This window comes from Paenibacillus glycanilyticus, from assembly GCF_051200795.1.
GTDB classification, from domain to species: domain Bacteria; phylum Bacillota; class Bacilli; order Paenibacillales; family Paenibacillaceae; genus Pristimantibacillus; species Pristimantibacillus glycanilyticus.
Map to the genome: position 1 here is coordinate 6,332,953 of NZ_CP195155.1, position 15,829 is coordinate 6,348,781.

Here is a 15,829-nt window from a genome sequence, read left to right on the forward strand (position 1 = left end):
ATGGCCAGCGGTCTCGGAAAAGGCGGAAGAAAAATAACGGGCAATAAATTGACCGCCATCATGCAGGTCCGCAACGAAGCCGGACGTTATCTGGAAGCGGCCCTTGCGGATTTGTCCGGCTTTGTAGACGAGATTGTTATCGTGGATGACGGAAGCACGGACGATACGCCGGAGCTCGCCGCATCGTTCGGGAAGGTTGTGAAGCTGGTACGGAATAAGGATTCGTTGTTCCATAAAGAATGGCTGCTGCGCGAGCAGCTGTGGCGGGCGGCGGAGGAAACCTCGCCGGATTGGCTGCTGGCCGTGGACGCGGATGAATTTTACGAGGACTGCGCAAAGGCGGCCATGAGGGAGCTTATTAACCAGGATGACTACGATACCGTTTCCTTCCGGATGTACGATTTCTGGGATTCGGTCACCCACTACCGGGAGGACGACTGGTGGAATCTCCATCAGCGGCCTATGATGACGCTTGTCCGCTACTTGCCCGGCTTTCATTATGCGTATCCGAAACGGGCGCATCACGCCACCCGCCTTCCTTTTACCTATAACGCATTGCCAGGCCTCGATACCGACCTTCGGATCAAGCATTACGGGTGGGCGGGAAGCGCCGAGGAGCGGCGGGCGAAATACGACCGTTATATGAAGCTCGACCCGCAGGGACAATGGGGCAATCTCGGCCACTACGCTTCGATCCTCGATCCGAATCCAAGGCTGATCCGATGGCAGGAGAGGGAGCGCCGCGATGGGTAAGACGATGGCAAAGCCGTATGCCGTAAAGACGGTGACGATATTGACCCACAGCTATTTGAACGCTTACGGACAGGATTATTCCCGGTTGTTCGGAGGCGGGCTGGAGCGGTATGTCGATTTGTTATGCCGGGCGATCAAGGAGCTTGGACTCACTCCGGTTGTTTATCAGATGACGTATTACGAGGCTTTTGACACCGTCCACGAAGGCATCCGGGTACGGGGCTGGCCTTTTGAAGCCGATAAGATTACGGAGGCTTTCGAGCGGATGGCGGAATCCGCGGAAGGCCTTCTTATCTATGCCAGCTGCATCTGGCATCCGATCCGGTACCGCCCGGGAAGCATCGGCATCTGCCACGGCATCAATTGGGACACTCCTTCCATTGCGGCCGAGACGAAAGCATCGATCGCCCGGCATATTAATCAGGCGCTTCGGCAATTGGACCTCGTGGTGTCGGTCGATTCGCATTTTCAGACATATTGCAGGGCGGTATGCGAGTATGAGGATCCGGCCGTAATTACCCTGCTTCCCAATCCCGTGGATACCACGCGGTTTGTTCCCCGGAGAGGTGGCGCTTCTCTTTCCGCGGAAGGGCTGCGGGTGCTTTTCCCGAGAAGGCTAAGCTTTGAGCGGGGGCTTGTTACGATGATGCTGTCGGCGGATGAGCTGCTGAGCCGGTACCCGGCGCTGACCGTGGAATTCGCCGGCGAGTTGATTGACGGGTCTATGATGGCGGCGGCCTTTTATTTATGGAAGGAGGCTCATCCTCACCGCGACCGCATCCTCCACCGGACATATACGTTCGAGACGATCCGGGAGGCTTATCGTCAAGCGGATATTGCGGTCATCCCAACGTTGTTCTCGGAAGGGACCTCCCTCTCCTGCCTCGAGGCGATGAGCTGCGGCTTGCCCGTTGTCGCGACCAATGTTGGCGGGTTGAACGATCTTATCGTCAACGGCGTAAACGGCCGCCTGATCCCAACTTCAGCAGAAGCCGTCACTGCGGCCGTCAGCGAGCTGATCGAGCAGCCTCGATTGCGCCGCCGGTTGGGCGCAGCCGCTCGGCGGGCGGCGCTCGCATTCGATCAGGCGCGCTGGCTCGCCGAATGGAAGGCGATTATTACTGCGCAGCTTGCGAAAAGAGAGGCGGAGAGGCGCTGATGGCTCAGCGCTTCCGCCTGCCTGCTACGTTGCACGTTGTACAGGATAACCGCCGATCAAGGCTGCGAATGGAGGTAGGTTTAAACACAATATTCTGCAGAACGCGCAGGATATACCTGTAAGTGGACCCGCTAATTCGAATTACACTGTATTTCGTGCAATGGAAGAGGTCATATAAGCTAGAGTTCGCAAGCTGTATAGCACGGAACAAAAGAGCTTACAGGCTGTATAGTACCGAGGTTACACGCAGCATCAGCTCCCGCTCGCAGAGCAGCGGCGCTGCGAGCGCTGGGACCTGCGCGGTGCCACGGGCGCGCGCAGCCAGCGCTGCCGCGAGCCCCGCCGCTGCGGCTCGCGAGACCCATGGCTGCGCGGCCGCTTCGCGCGCAGCCGCAAACTGCGCCGCCGCCGCGGGCATGTCGCCCGCGGCGAAGTGCAAAGCGCCCGCGGCAAGCCGCGCGGGCGCTCCCTGCTGCGCTGCCGCGCGCAGCCTCTGTGCCGCGGCCAGCGCGGGCACAGGCGGCGCAGCGCCTAGCAGCGCGCACCATTGCAGCGGCGCCGCGGGAACCGGCGCCGCCATAGGCGCTGGCGCGGCTGGGCAAAGCCGCAGCCACGCGGGCCAGGCACGCACGCGGAGCAGCGCGTGCGCAAGCCCGGCGGGCGGCGGCTCAGCCCGCCCGCCATCCACCCAGGCAAGGGCGGCGAGATACTCGCCCTTGCCTGGGTAAGCATCCGGCAGCCGCGCCCAGCGCTGCCGGGCAGCGGACGGATCGCCCTGCTGCGCGGCGAGAAGGCCGCTCCAAAAAGCTCCCCCCACCGCCAGCCCTTCGATCAGCCGGCCGCTTGCCTCTGGCTCAAGCTGCAGACCGGCGTCAGCCAGCAGCTCCAGCATGAAGCGGCAAAGCCTATGATCGCCGGTGGCCGCCGCGCGATTGGCAGCAGCCATCCAATGCCTTCTATATTCAGCGTCAAGCGTACCGAGCACAACCAGCCTTTCCCATGCCGGCCGATAGCCGGGATTAGCCTCAAGCGCTGCCGTATAGGCTTCGGCTGCCCGATCCCAGTTATAGCTGCGTTCCGCTGCGTAACCGGCGGCGAGCATCGTCCGGTAGCTTCCGGAGCCGGCGGCGGAAGAGTAACGCGCGGAAGGGTTGCCAGCCAAGCATGCCCGCTCGAGCACCAACCCGGCCTCGCCCGGCCGATCCATCTCCATCAACACCGCCGCGTAAGCTTCATGCAAATCCGGAAAATCGCCATACCTGGTTAACCCGCTACGGGCATACCGCTCCGCTTCCTCCAGCCTGCCAAGCGCCCGCAGCGCATGGACCAGCTTCAGCCATATGTCGGATAAATAGCCGGCGTCTTCAGCCGCTTCTTCCCCGTTCACCATAGGCTCCAGCCACTCGGCCGCCCGCTCCCAGTCCCCGTAAGTAAAATACTCCGTCCCCATCGCATACCGCAGTACCGGATTTTCCGGTTCACGGTTCAGGGCAGAGAGCAGGATCCTTTTATTTCGCTCTTTCTTCCCGCGTCTCACCATAACGGCCTGCCGGTACCCCTCATGAAGCACTTCAACCGGGGCAAAACGCAGGGCTTCTTCTCCGCAGGCCGAGACGGCCGTTGCCGCTTCCTCGTGAATAGCGCCGGAGAACCGGATCCTCGGATCGTTTCGGAAAAGCCGGCAGACCGCGTCCGAGACCTCTTCCTCCCCTACCATGCCTTCAACCCTGCTTCTGATCTCTATTAAATAACCGTAGCATTGCTCTTCCGACAGCAGCAGCCGTCTCCAATCCTCCATGGGAAGCGGGAGAAGCCGTTCATCCGCATCCAGCACCAGAATCCACGGCTGAGAGGCCTGCTCGATTGCCGCATTGCGGGCCAATGCAAAATCATCCTGCCAGGCAATCCGCAGCACTTTTGCACCGTAAGCTTCCGCTATGTCTGCTGTCCGGTCTGCCGAACCCGTATCCGCCACTATGATCTCCGAGCAATAAGGAGCCGCCGCGGCCAGACAATCCGGCAGGAATAATTCCTCGTCCCGGACAATCATGCACAGCGATATCGGAAGCTTCTCTTCCATCCTGGCCCCTCCTTACCACCCTTCAAATCCGGGCAGCAGCAGGCGGATGCTTTGAAGGGCTTGCCTTTCGGCAGAGCGCTCCTTCGACTGCTGTACCCGTTCCAAATACTGCTCCGCACGTTCCCTCCAGTATGCCGCGGATGACAGCGTATCTTCCGCCTCGTCCTTGCCAAGCCAGCCCGCAAAAGGCAGCCCGCCGTAATCCCCGTCGCGCAAAGCATTCGCCTGCACGGAAAGAGAGTGCCGGAGCCCGGGCTCCTTATACAGTTCCGCTTGCCATTCCAAATACGCAACCGCGCTGTCCGGGCAGCCGCTGGCAACCATCACCCCGGCCAGCTTCAGCATAGCCGCTTCATCCGGGCAGGAGATCCGCCTTGCCATCCATGCGGCAAGCTGGCCTTCGCGGCCGGCGGTCCGCATGTATTTGCAAAGCCGGAAAAGTGGCGGCAGCAAGCTGGGCTTAAACCGCAGCGCCTTCATGTAAGCTTGCTCCACACCCTGCTCATCATGCAACGCTTCATAGATTCGTCCTTGCAGATAAGCCGTCCGGAACGTTCCCATTCCGCCCTCCGTATGGTAGCGGGCGGGCGCCGCTCCTAGCTCCAGCGCTTTTTCGGCGGCTTCCATCGCATTCTTGAACCGCCCGGTGCTTGCTGAGCAAAGCGCGATATAATGCCACAAATCCGTATAGTCGGGAAAAATAGCCGTGCCTTCCTTCGCCGCAGCCGCGGCTTCCTCCCATCTGCCAAGCAGCTGGAGGCTTAGCGATTCGTATTTCAGCACCAGATGCGCGTAAGAGAGCTGCTCGAAGCCGGCGGAACGCTTGGCAATCCGGAACGCATCGAGCGCTTCCGCCGCCCGGTTATTCCGTAAATATTCAACCCCGATATTATAGCGGTGGAACGTATTGCCCGGGTCCTCCGCAAGCGCAAGCTCGAGCAGCTCCATATTGCGCTGCAGCTTGTTTTTCTCCGCCACCACCTGAGTCCGATAGCCATAATGATGGATAACGACATCGGTGAGATGAAAACGGGCCGATGGGTTTTTCCTTAAAATCGAAAACGAAATCTGCTCGTGAATCCGCCCTTCGAACCGGTGGGCAGGGTCATTCCGGAACATCCGAAGCACGGGATGGATCGTCGAGCCTTGATCATGGTCCGGCCCAACCTGGTTTCTGATCTGGAGAAGCAGGGCGGACAGTTCCCCATGGCCGGCATACTCGAGCAGCTGGGATTTTGTTGCCGCATCCAGCTGTTCATCCGCGTCAAGGAACAGAATCCATTCCCCGCTGGCCCGCTCCACCCCTATGTTCCGCGCTTTGGCAAAATCATGCTCCCACCCGCTCCGGATTACCTGCGCTCCGTACCGCTCCGCTATCGCAATGGTCTCATCGGTCGAACCGGTATCGACGATAATGATCTCGTCAGCTATGCCAAGCACGCTGTCGAGACAGCCGGGCAAATGCTTCTCCTCGTTCTTAACGATCATGCATAAGGAAATCCGCTTCCGCTGTTCCGCCATTCACGCGCCTCCTTTGCCGTCCGTTCCAGCTGGTCTGCCAGCCCATCCACTCCACTCGGAGCAATGCTTCCTGCAGCTTCACCCGGTCCGGCTCTGACCAGCTGCCATCCCAATTGCGGGTCCCGCTGTACTCATCCGGCTGGAGAGCTTCAATAGCAAGCTGCAGGCATGCGGCAGCGGCTCCCAATCGCGCTCTTTGCGCGTAAACGCCGCTTTTGTCGCTTTCCACCGAACTATCGAACAAGGATAAGCCTTCGTTGTACAGCTTTTTCAAATACAGCAGTTCCCCCAGACGGAAGGCTTGCTCCCCGGTCAAACGGCCCTCCTTCTCGAAACGGTCCAGCATTTGTTCCGCGGCGGCATCCACGTAACCGTGGTCATAGAGGAGGGTTTCGAAGTATGGCTTCAGTCCGTAAAAGCCGCCTGCCAGCCGGTGCGCAAGACGCAGCATTCCCCGGCTCACCGCCGTATCCAGCCAGCGGACAGCCGCAGCGAGCTCCTGCTCCTTCGCGATTTTGTTCCGCGGCCCTTGCCCCGCAGGAAGCCAGCCGTTCAGCTGCTCCGCCTCGCGGGCAACGCTTCCTCCTCCAAGCACAGCCGCCAGCTCCTCCCGGCTGATCTGCACCCCGTCATTCCAGCGGCATAAAGCCCAGTCCATGCCTAACTGAAGGGTCTCATTGGAAGGCTCTTCTTCTGCGTACGGATGAACCGCCTGAAGCCAAGCCCGAATTTGCGAGGCCGCCTCCGCATATTGACCGGTCCCGATCAGACAGTCAGCAAACCCCCGTATATCGGACAAAGTAAGCTTTATTGCTATCGGGCCGTCAACCGCTGACGCGGATTTCGACTGGAGCGCTTCCCTCCATAGAGGCAACGCCATACTGTTGGCGCCGATACGGCTTAAGACGCGAGCCATCAGCTTATTCGGTTCTGCACCTTCATTACCGGTAAAACCGCTTAACTTCTGACGGATCTCCTGGTCGGACACGCCAAGCTGCTGAAGGTAATCCGCCCAGGCTGACAAAGCCTCTTCCCATCCCGGCTTGGCGCCAAGCAAGGCTTCGTATGCCAGCAGGGCTGCATCAGCCTCCCCTGTCCGCTGCAATACGGATGCCAGGCGAAGCTGTGCCAGGTAGCTGCCCGCTCCATTTTCGGAAATATAGGAATGAGGTTTTGCGCCTGCTTCGAGAGCAGTCTCATAAGCCTCCTTTGCCTCCAACAGCATTCCTGATGCCGACAAGCTGTTGCCCTGCAGCATATACAGGTCCGGGTAATCGGGATACCGGAGCGTCTCCCCCCGAAGCAGCTCGGCAGCCTCCCCATTCCGGGATAGAGCAAGTAGCGCGGTTGCGTAATCTCTAACCAGCGTCGGCCGGTAGGGAGCGGTCAGAGGCGTGTAGACAAGCGCTTTGTCGAAGGCCGCCGCCGCTTCTTCGGCATTTCCAAGCTGGCATAACGTAACCCCGTAATTGTATAGGCAAAAAGGGTCATTCGGCCGCTTGGTCAGCTGCCTGGAAATGACCCGTAAATTCCGTTCCGCTTTGGATTTGCGCCGCAGCACATCTGGCATGTACCCGATATGGGCAATGTGCGGAGTCCCGGCGCATAGCGGACCGTCCACATCCATCATGATGCTGCCGCCCTCCGTCTCCCGGACACGGACGAGCTGCTCGTGAATTTCTCCATAATAGGAGTAGCCACGGTCCGCACGGAACAGACGCACGGCTTCGCTCGTCATGCTGCGTCCCGTATTGGAGGCATCGAGCAGATGCTCCATTCGCAGCCGGTATGCGGACGAATCGGCTTTTCGCAGCCCCTGCCTCAGCGACTGCAAATCCCCCCTCAGTCGTTCATCCGCATCCAGAACCAGAACCCATATGGTGCGCGCGTGCTCCAATGCCAGATTGCGGGCGGAGGAGAAGTTATCCTCCCACTCCGCCTTAATCACTCTTGCTCCATACCGCAGGGCAATGTCCACCGTTCCGTCCGTCGAACCCGTGTCGACAACGATGAGCTCATCGGCTATGCCGCGAATGCTGTCCAGGCATTCCGGAAGCATATCCTCTTCATTGCGTACGATGATGTGAACACCGAGCAGCATTTTTAACCCTCCTAAAAAGAATTAACGCGGTTTTTGCGGTAATTCTTACTTCGTAAGCATACGCCAAGAATTAGCGCGGTTTTTGCGGTAATTCTTACTCGTAAGCCTGCGCTTACGTGCCTTGGCCATTGAAATATACGTCGACGGTGGTTGGGCTTCCGGTCGTTGTCGAACGGTAGGCCAGTCTCGTATATTTCAGGAAACGCTGCGGAACCAGCACGTCAACCGAGCCTACCGCGATTCCCGTTACGCTCTCCACGTCGGTATACCAGTTCGTTCCGTTGGCGCTGATCTCAACACGTGCAGTCGCTGCATTCGTTCCCGGGCCTTTGTTGTAGACAAAGTAAGAATAAGTGCCGAATACGCTGGTCGTAATGGCCGGCACAGCCGTATATGCATCTGCTGTTAGGTTATTCAGGTTCGCTACTTCTTGGAAGCTCTTTTGAGAAATTGAAGTGACGCTGCTTAAAGTTCCCGCCGTAATCGTTGCTCCCAGCAACGCAGTCACGGTACCGGCTGTAATCGTCGTGCCAAGTACGGCATTTAACGTGCCTCCGGTTATCGTTGCTGCAGACACCGCCACTGTACCTGCGGTAATTGTTGTTCCAAGTACCGCCGTCAACGTTCCGGCCGTGATCGTTGCTCCTAGCAACGCATCCAGCGTGCCCGCTGTGATTGTCGCGCCAGACACTGCAACCGTACCGGCTGTAATCGTGGTGCCGAGCACGGCGTTTAACGTGCCTCCGGTTATCGTTGCTGCAGACACCGCCACTGTACCTGCCGTGATGGTTGTTCCAAGTACCGCCGTCAACGTTCCGGCCGTGATCGTTGCTCCTAGCAACGCATCCAGCGTTCCCGCTGTAATCGTAGCGCCGGACACTGCAACCGTACCGCCCGACAGCGCAACGGTTCCTCCGGAAATCGCAACAGTACCGGCTGTAATCGTCGTGCCGAGCACGGCGTTTAATGTACCTCCAGTTATCGTTGCTGCAGACACTGCCACTGTACCTGCGGTGATTGTTGTTCCAAGTACCGCCGTCAACGTTCCGGCCGTGATCGTTGCTCCTAGCAACGCATCTATCGTGCCCGCTGTGATTGTTGCGCCAGACACCGCCACCGTGCCACCCGACAGTGCAACGGTTCCTCCGGAAATCGCAACAGTACCGGCTGTAATCGTCGTGCCGAGCACGGCGTTTAATGTGCCTCCGGTTATCGTTGCTCCAGACACTGCCACTGTACCTGCGGTGATTGTTGTTCCAAGTACCGCCGTCAACGTTCCGGCCGTGATCGTTGCTCCTAGCAACGCATCCAGCGTTCCCGCTGTAATCGTCGCACCGGACACTGCAACCGTACCGCCCGACAGCGCAACGGTTCCTCCGGAGACTGCTACTGTACCCGCCGTGATCGTGGTGCCGAGCACGGCTGTAATCGTTCCGGCTGTAATGGTCGCGCCTAACACGGCATCCAACGTTCCTGCCGTAATCGTCGCGCCTAACACGGCATCCAGTGTTCCCGCCGTAATGGTTGCCCCCAGCAACGCATCCAATGTGCCCGCCGTAATTGTCGCACCGGACACTGCCACCGTTCCTCCGGCTATTTCGAACGTGCCGCCCGATACCGCGACTGTACCGCCTGAGATCGCTACCGTACCCGCCGTGATCGTGGTGCCAAGCACGGCGTTAATGGTTCCGCCTGTGATCGTCGCGCCAAGTAACGCGTTCAATGTTCCTGCAGTAATCGTCGCGCCTAGCACGGCATCCAGCGTGCCGCTCGTTACGGTTGCACCGGATACCGCCACCGTTCCACCAGCTATTTCAAAGGTGCCGCCCGATACCGCGACTGTACCGCCTGAAATCGCTACCGTACCGGCCGTAATCGTGGTGCCAAGCACGGCGTTGATGGTTCCTGCGGTAATGGTGGCGCCAAGCACGGCATCTATCGTCCCGCCCGTAACCGTTGCGCCGGATACGGCTACTGTTCCGCCAGACACGGCGACTGTGCCGCCCGATACCGCGACTGTACCTCCTGAGATCGCCACCGTACCGGCCGTAATCGTGGTGCCAAGTACGGCGCTGATCGTGCCGCCCGTAATTGTAGCGTCGACCGTTCCTCCGGACACGGCCACCGTTCCGGTCACCCCAACCGTGCCGCCGGAGATAGCCACTGTCCCTGCCGTAATCGTTACACCCAGAATACTGCTGATCGTACCGTCAAGCATTACGGTAACCAGATTACCGCTTGTGTCCACTGCCAGCGGCCGCGCCGTATCCGTACTGTCTTTTCCAAAGATTAAAGTGCGTAAATTATCCGGATTCGGATTAAATGTCGAAAAATTGGGCATTCCTTCCCATCACCTATTTTCTCTTAGAAAATGAAATTCATGAACCGGAGTCATCCGGGCCCGCTGCGCCTGATAATACACCTGGATTAAAGTTGGAGCCCCTGGCTGCTGCGACCTTATCGAGAGTCTTGTAAAATGCATAAATCTCGACGGAGTCATAATAGCCATGCCACCCGGCTCAACAACACTCTCGTAGTCGCTTGCGAAATCCACTCCGTTCGGGCCAACCTCCAGGCGTACAACGGCTGCATTTTTCCCCCGATTCAGTACTGCGTAAGAAAATACCAAGTCCAAAGCCGTGTCTTGTTTGGGCATTGGGACGAATTCATCCGAGGTCGCAGCTTCTTCATACTCAATGGATCGGAAACTTTGACAACAGCTGCCGTCTTTGCCCTTGCGGCAAACACGTCTCCGGGGAATATGACGTTTTCTGGGCTTTAAAGGCTTTTTGCGGCAACGGCGTGGTCTTCTATGTTTGCATCCTGCTGCTTTTCCCATTTCTCCTCTTCTCCTCGATGTCCATGCTTCCATTACTTTATGTGTAAATGAATTTGTCCGCGGCGGCGATTGACGCCTGTAGATTCACCTAACTTCCGTCTCATCGGTAAATCCCCATACGAATCCGGCTTTTCCACCATATAATGTGGCAAGCATTTCGATACAAGAGGTGGGGACAATTGACGAATTATTCCGTATTCAACAGCGAGAACAATCCGCTTTATATTTTGCTGAATAACCGCTACAGCAGTCCTGCCATCGTGGCTCCTCCTGAAGAAGACGCTGCTGCGAACGGCCGCTTTTTTATGGTTACTTCGGCTAGCACGGCCGTAGGGGCGGGCTCCAACTTATTGATTCAGATATCCAATCCAAACGGCAGCGGAAGGTCGCTGTATGTTTCAAAAATTAGCGGTGGGGTGAGTGCGGCGGCAACGGTGAACCTTTATTCGGGAGGTACGGTCACGGGCGGTACAACGCCAACTCCGTTTAACATGCAGCTTGGGAATGCGACAACAAGCGTGGCTACCTCACGGGTAGCAACCGGCAGCGTATCGGGCACGCCAACGCTGTTCTATACCACTCTGCTGGCGGCGGGGATGTTTGAGGTTGCTTTTGCAGGAGGACTTATTGTAGCGCCTAACCGTTCAGTCACCATTTCCGTTGGTACCGGTGCCATTACGGCGGCGGCCAATATTTCGTGGTGGGAGTTTTAATGCCGAATAACCCGATATTCGATGGCTCCAATGGGCCCTTGTACGGAGCGGCAGCCAACTCCTACACGCAGCCCGGATCCGAAATTCCGGCTCAGTCCGGCACTTCCGTGCAAGCCGGCGGGGCCTTCACCATTAACGCTTCTAACAGCTTGTCCTTAGGGGTATTAGGAGGTAGCGTCAATAGCTCGGTCCGCATCGCCAATCCTTCGGGCAGCGGCAAAACCGTATACCTTGGACAGATCATCGGATATACCAACATTTCGTTAAGCCTGCTCTCGAGCTTTTCCGCGCAAGTGACGATCTACAGCGGCGGAACCATCGCTTCTCCAACGACCGTAACGCCGGTCAATCTTAACTTGGGAAGCGGGACGGCCAGCGTTGCTTCCGTTACCACCTCCATTAACGCCGTAACGGGCGGGACGGCTTTTATTCTTTATCCGCTGCAGCCGGGGCCGTTCTCCTTTTCCGTTGGCGGAGGCGTCGCCGTACCGCCGGGACAGACTTTAACCATTAACGTGGTAGGCACTTTGACCGTACTTGGCCTGTTGGGGGTCGGCGTGGAGGTCATCTGGTGGGAGGTTTGAGCTGCACAGCAAAAAAAGCCCATGCGGCCTTATCGCGGGCAGCATGAGCTTTTCATTAACACCGTATGGGATTACAGCAGTTTTTGAATATCTTCGACCATATTCAGCGGCTCGTCCGTCGATTCGAACCGTTTGATTACATTGCCCTGGCGGTCAATGAGAAACTTCGTGAAGTTCCATTTCACATCGTTTCCTTCCAGGTAATGAGGCAGCTTCTCCGACAGGAAAGCATGAAGCATTTTGCCGCTTGGCTCCGAGGTGTCAAAGCCGTGGAAAGGAGCTTGCTCCGTCAAATATTTGAACAAAGGATGAGCCGATTCCTCGCGGACATCCGTTTTCGCAAACAGCGGGAAGGATACGCCATAGTTGATCTGGCAAAATTCCTGCACATCCGAATTCGATCCCGGCTCCTGTTCGCCGAACTGATTGCTCGGGAAGCCCAGAATTTCTAGTCCTTGATCCTTATATTGCTCGTATACCTTCTGCAGATCGGAATACTGAGGCGTAAAGCCGCATTTGCTTGCTGTATTTACGATGACCAGCACCTTGCCCTTGTAATCCTCGAGGCTAACTTGCTGCCCTCTAATTGTATCCGCTTCAAATGAATAAACGCTCATGATGAATCCTCCTCTGAATAAAAATGATTTGATCAAAATTAAATTGTATACAATTTATATCACATTCCGATACCCTGTGTCAAACATTGTGCTGACCATTACGGATACAAATTTAAGAGGAAGTTTACCTCTTGCAGCTACCGCTCCACATCAACGCACCAGGCACAAAGCCAATAAGTCGTCTTGATTGCGGTCAAAAAAAGAGCGTGCACGCGGCACGCCCCACTCCTTACATTTCTGCCTTTTGCAATCGCATATAATCGCCAACCATGGCGAAACGCCACGGGAGAATCATCCCAAACGCGAGCAGGTAGAACAAAGCGCCGGTCTGCGGGATCGACATATATTGCTCGACTACGCTGTGCAGCGCCAGCCGGATGGCCAGCAAGGTCAGCATGATAAAAATAAACGCCTTGGAACGGCGAACGAATATATCGGATTCGACTCTCTCGAGACGTGTCGTGACGATAAGCGGGAACGAGAAGATTAAGAGCCCCGTGCCGAAAGCCGATAACCCCCACAGCCAGTGGATATGGGTAACCGGAAAAGCAAACATGATAAAGCCCGTCGACATGCCAAGCGGCGGTGCGATGATTTTACGCAGGTTCGTCGGCTGTTTGCCCGCCCGCATGCGAAGAATGATAAGCGTCAGACCGGCACATACCGAAAAAACGATGGACGCCACTTGAATGAGATGTGTATTTGCAGATAGCATCGTTATCTATCCTCATTTCAAAATAGGTTAGCTAGATCCATCGTACTGCAAAATTTTCAACAGTGCAAACGTTCCGCGCCCGCAAGTTATTGCTTGCCGGACGATCCAATCAGTACGATCCGCGGATAAACGGATGGACCTGTTCGTTATAGAATGCCGCCAGACGCTCGCGCTCTTCCGCCGTAAACGAAGGCACGTCCAGAGCCGCAAGATTGTCTTCCACCTGACGGACGTTCCGGAAGCCCGGGATCACGCAGGTGACGGCTTCATGATCAAGCAGCCAGCGCAGCGAAGCGCGCGTCATATTGCCGCGGCCCTCCTCAATCCAGCGCAGCTGGTCGGCCAGCTCGACGCCTTTGGCAAAGCCTAGTCCGGCGAATGTCTCCCCCACGTTAAACGCTTCGCCGTTCTCGTTAAAGCGGCGGTGGTCATCCGCTTCGAAAGTGGACGAAGCCGTGAACTTACCGGTCAGCAGACCGCTCGCAAGCGGCAGGCGAACCAAGATTCCCACTCCGCGCCGACGCGCTTCATTGAGCAGCTCAAGCGGCTTCTGGCGGAAAATATTATAAATAACCTGAAGCGCGCGCACATTCGGCTGCTCCAGGCAGAAGAGACCTTCCTCCACCGATTCCACGCTTACGCCGTAATGACGGATTTTGCCTTCCTGCTGCAGCTTGTCCAGCACCTCGAACACGCTTCCATCCTTCAAGATCGACATTGGCGGGCAATGGATCTGGTACAGGTCAATCCGCTCGCGCGCGAGACGCTTCAGACTGGCTTCGCAATAAGCGCGTACCGAAGCCTCCGAGTAAGTCGCAGGATCATGAATATCTCCAGCGCGGCAAAATTTCGTCGCAATGTAAATCTGATCTTCGCGGCCTTTGGTCGCCTGCGCGAGCAGCTGCTCGCTGTGGCCGTCGCCGTACACGTCGGCCGTATCAAAAAAGTTGACGCCTTTATCGATGGCAGCCTCAAGCGCCAAGAGCGATTCCTTATCGTTGACGTTGCCCCAGGCACCGCCAATCGCCCATGTTCCGAAGCTGATCTCGCTAACTTTCAATTCCGATGAACCTAACCCGCGATATTGCATCCTCTCACCTCACTATGTAATCGGTTACGAGGATAGTGTAACAAAAATAACGGCCGAAGCTCAATCGTCAATCGATCGGCTTCGGCCGCTTAACTTTTCTATGATTAACGCTGGTGCTGCATATATGCGCTGATATCTACGTCAAGCCCTTTCGAAAGGCGGATACCGAATTCCACGTTAGCGCGGAAGAAGTTGCATACGGCACGCAGCTGGATATTTTCGCTTGTTTGCTTCAGGTCGTTTACCAGATTGCTGACCAGATGATCCCGCTGCTCCGGCGGCAGCGACAAGTAACGCTCCCCTGCCTGCGTGAAATCGTCGGTCTTGTCGATCTTCTGACGTCCGGCATAGCCATGCAACGGGGTGCTGCTGTCCTTGTACTCTTGAGCTTCCCGCGGGCTGTCGGAAGAGCTGCTTGGCTCATAGTTAACGGTTGAAGGATCGGCTTTCATCGTCATCGCGCCATCACGCTGATGGTTGCGAACCGGCGCGTAAGGGCAGTTGACCGGAATATGAAGATAGTTGGCGCCAAGACGGTAGCGCTGCGCATCCGGGTACGAGAACAGACGGCCTTGGAGAAGCTTGTCTTCCGAAGGCTCAATGCCCGGGACTACGGCGCTAGGCGAAAAAGCGGACTGCTCGACTTCGGCAAAATAATTGTCCGGATTGCGGTTCAGCTGCATAGTGCCGACAAGCAGCAGCGGGTACATATCCTCCGGCCAAATCTTCGTTGGATCAAGCGGATCGAACGAGTAACGGTCCAGATGCTCGACCGGCATCAGCTGCACATGCAAATCCCATTCGGGGTAGCGGCCTAGTTCAATGGAATCGTACAAATCCCGTGTCGCATGGTTGAAATCCTTGCCTTGCATCTCGCCGGCTTCGGCAGCCGTGAAGTTGCGGACTCCCTGCTTCGACTTCCAATGGTATTTCACATACGTTATTTTGCCATCCTCATTAATCCACTTGAACGCGTGAACGCCAAAGCCATCCATTTCGCGGTAGGAAGCTGGGGTACCATCATCGGAGAATAACCAAGTGAGCATATGGGTCGATTCCGGCGACAGCGTCATGAAATCCCAATAGCGCTCCGGCTCTTGAATATTCGTGCGCGGAGACGGCTTAAGCGAATGCACCATGTCCGGGAATTTAATCGCATCGCGGATGAAGAAGACCGGCAGGTGGTTGCCGACGATATCCAGGTTGCCTTCCTCCGTATAGAACTTTACCGCAAAACCGCGAGGATCGCGTGCCGTCTCCGGCGAACCCGTTCCGTGGATAACGGTGGAGAACCGGACAAATACATCCGTTTCTTTTCCCGCTTCCCGCAGGAAAGCTGCTTTCGTATAGGCACTCATGCTGTTTCCGGTCCGGAATACGCCATGTGCGCCAGCTCCGCGAGCATGCACGACGCGCTCCGGAATACGCTCGCGGTCAAAATGGGCAATCTTCTCGATCAGATGGTAATCCTCCAAAAGTGCCGGGCCGCGTTGTCCCGCTGTCCTGGAGTTTTGGTTATCGCCAACTGGCGTGCCTTGATTAGTCGTTAAACGGTTGATCATATCGGTACCTCCGGATTATTTATACTTAGACTTGATCTAAATCTTATAATCCTATTGTACGTTTACGGATCAACGCTGTCATGAACGTTGGATGA

13 protein-coding genes are annotated in these 15,829 nt (G+C 56.7%); 4 read left to right on the forward strand and 9 right to left on the reverse strand.

Annotation, left to right across the window (positions count from 1 at the left end; translation table 11 throughout):
- Both ACR9FF_RS28575 and ACR9FF_RS28580 read left to right on the forward strand, forming a co-directional pair.
- Entirely contained in the window at positions 1-753 is a 753-nt protein-coding gene (locus ACR9FF_RS28575) for a glycosyltransferase (RefSeq protein WP_127497972.1), read from the forward strand.
- On the forward strand, positions 746-1,912 hold the full coding sequence (locus tag ACR9FF_RS28580; protein WP_435167282.1) for a glycosyltransferase family 4 protein: 1,167 nt from the start codon (positions 746-748) through the stop codon (positions 1,910-1,912). Before ACR9FF_RS28575 ends, ACR9FF_RS28580 begins: the two co-directional genes overlap by 8 nt.
- 217 nt (positions 1,913-2,129) lie before the next feature.
- Here ACR9FF_RS28580 and ACR9FF_RS28585 read toward each other — a convergent pair whose 3' ends face one another.
- From ACR9FF_RS28585 to ACR9FF_RS28605, 5 genes are all read right to left on the reverse strand, one after another.
- The gene (locus ACR9FF_RS28585; protein ID WP_435167285.1) at positions 2,130-3,992 is read right to left on the reverse strand and encodes a tetratricopeptide repeat-containing glycosyltransferase family 2 protein; all 1,863 of its coding nucleotides are present in this window, start codon (positions 3,990-3,992) and stop codon (positions 2,130-2,132) included.
- Between the two features lie 12 nt (positions 3,993-4,004).
- Positions 4,005-5,513, reverse strand: coding sequence for a tetratricopeptide repeat-containing glycosyltransferase family 2 protein (locus ACR9FF_RS28590; RefSeq protein ID WP_435167288.1), 1,509 nt, complete (start codon positions 5,511-5,513; stop codon positions 4,005-4,007).
- Positions 5,470-7,614: a glycosyltransferase gene (locus ACR9FF_RS28595; RefSeq protein ID WP_435167291.1), complete on the reverse strand. Its 2,145-nt coding sequence runs from the start codon at positions 7,612-7,614 to the stop codon at positions 5,470-5,472. Before ACR9FF_RS28595 ends, ACR9FF_RS28590 begins: the two co-directional genes overlap by 44 nt.
- Positions 7,615-7,726: 112 nt before the next feature.
- Positions 7,727-9,955, reverse strand: a complete 2,229-nt coding sequence (locus ACR9FF_RS28600; protein WP_435167294.1) for a beta strand repeat-containing protein — start codon at positions 9,953-9,955, stop codon at positions 7,727-7,729.
- Between the two features lie 9 nt (positions 9,956-9,964).
- Complete coding sequence (locus ACR9FF_RS28605; RefSeq protein ID WP_435167297.1) at positions 9,965-10,270, reverse strand: DUF6385 domain-containing protein; 306 nt, start codon at positions 10,268-10,270, stop codon at positions 9,965-9,967.
- A 362-nt stretch (positions 10,271-10,632) separates the two neighbouring features.
- On the opposite strand from ACR9FF_RS28605, the gene ACR9FF_RS28610 reads away from it, so the two are divergent.
- Both ACR9FF_RS28610 and ACR9FF_RS28615 read left to right on the forward strand, forming a co-directional pair.
- A complete protein-coding gene (locus ACR9FF_RS28610) occupies positions 10,633-11,166 on the forward strand; it encodes a hypothetical protein (RefSeq protein ID WP_127499437.1) in 534 nt (177 codons plus the stop codon).
- Positions 11,166-11,750: a hypothetical protein gene (locus ACR9FF_RS28615; RefSeq protein WP_435167300.1), complete on the forward strand. Its 585-nt coding sequence runs from the start codon at positions 11,166-11,168 to the stop codon at positions 11,748-11,750. Before ACR9FF_RS28610 ends, ACR9FF_RS28615 begins: the two co-directional genes overlap by 1 nt.
- A gap of 71 nt (positions 11,751-11,821) precedes the next feature.
- Here ACR9FF_RS28615 and ACR9FF_RS28620 read toward each other — a convergent pair whose 3' ends face one another.
- The 4 genes from ACR9FF_RS28620 to ACR9FF_RS28635 all read right to left on the reverse strand — a co-directional run bounded on the left by ACR9FF_RS28620 (position 11,822) and on the right by ACR9FF_RS28635 (position 15,734).
- On the reverse strand, positions 11,822-12,367 hold the full coding sequence (locus ACR9FF_RS28620) for a glutathione peroxidase (protein ID WP_127499441.1): 546 nt from the start codon (positions 12,365-12,367) through the stop codon (positions 11,822-11,824).
- A 229-nt stretch (positions 12,368-12,596) separates the two neighbouring features.
- A complete protein-coding gene (locus ACR9FF_RS28625; RefSeq protein WP_248756680.1) occupies positions 12,597-13,082 on the reverse strand; it encodes a CcdC family protein in 486 nt (161 codons plus the stop codon).
- A gap of 109 nt (positions 13,083-13,191) precedes the next feature.
- The gene (locus ACR9FF_RS28630) at positions 13,192-14,172 is read right to left on the reverse strand and encodes an aldo/keto reductase (protein ID WP_435167304.1); all 981 of its coding nucleotides are present in this window, start codon (positions 14,170-14,172) and stop codon (positions 13,192-13,194) included.
- 104 nt (positions 14,173-14,276) lie between these two features.
- On the reverse strand, positions 14,277-15,734 hold the full coding sequence (locus ACR9FF_RS28635) for a catalase (RefSeq protein WP_435167307.1): 1,458 nt from the start codon (positions 15,732-15,734) through the stop codon (positions 14,277-14,279).
- Positions 15,735-15,829: the final 95 nt, after the last annotated feature.